We start from the raw sequence: 1,006 nt of genomic DNA on the forward strand, positions 1-1,006 counted from the left end.
TATGACCCCACCGATCCGATGGGAAAGATGTTCATCGGGTTTCTGGCGATCATGGCCGAATTTGAGTCAGACCTCAATCGTCAGCGCACGAAGGCCGGCGTCGAGGTCGCGAAGTCCAAGGGCAAGATGCGCGGCAAGCAGCACAAACTGTCACCGCTCCGCCGCAACCTCCTGCTACGGGACCACGAGACCGGCCGATTCACCGTCGATGACCTGTGCGCGGGCTACGACCTCAAGAAGACGGCCCTGTACGAGAACCTCAAGCTCGCACGCAATGAACGCGCAGGCGCGGCACCGCAGCCCGAGTTGGCGGAGGATGAACTGTCAGCGTGAAATTCTGAGGGGCCGATTGAGAAGCTCGGCCCCTCAGAAGCAATCAGTCGAGAAGAGGCGCGCCTCGACTACGGGACCAGCACGTAGCTGCTGATGGCCAATGCCCGGAGCGGAAAATTCGAGACATTGACGAGGCTCACGCCGGCACCCGTGGGAACGTCAATCCTGGAGGGCCCGTTGTCTACCGGCACGCGCAAAGTGTGTGTGAACGGGGCGATCCCGTTGATCCAATCGACCTGAATACTCGTCGCACACGCCGGGCTTGCCCCGAAACTTCCTCGCGGAGTAAGCAGTACGGAGAGATTTCCTGGCCGGGCAGCGCTGGTCTCGAAATCTACGTGGATCGGACCATTGCACGGTCCGCTGTTGTCGAGCTGCACGATGTCGTCACCCATAATGCCCGGCGCTGCAACCGCGTTGGTGACGAGTGCGATCGCGGCCGCGGCGGCGCTGACTGACAGCGTTCTGCCGAAATGTCATTGGTCTCTCCCCTACCCCACCCGAACGTGTTCCGAATCGAACAATGCCTCGACCCGGCCGTGAACTATGGGATCAACCCTATCGGACACGCACCTCGCATCCATCTGAGGTTGTTGCGGTGGTCCCGAATGGGGCGAGGCGTCCGCAGCCCCCCGCCCCCGGCCCCGACCGTCGCGGACGACCAAGGTTCCAC

General features: G+C 62.2%; 1 protein-coding gene. It reads left to right on the plus strand.

Features of this window, described 5'->3' with window-relative positions; genetic code table 11:
* On the plus strand, positions 1 to 333 hold a 333-nt coding region (locus ACFWJO_RS41115), incomplete at its 5' end, for a recombinase family protein (protein WP_386873540.1).
* Positions 334 to 1,006 lie beyond the last annotated feature (673 nt).

The sequence above is a fragment of the Streptomyces sp. NPDC127092 genome (genome assembly GCF_042722475.1).
GTDB lineage: Bacteria > Actinomycetota > Actinomycetes > Streptomycetales > Streptomycetaceae > Streptomyces.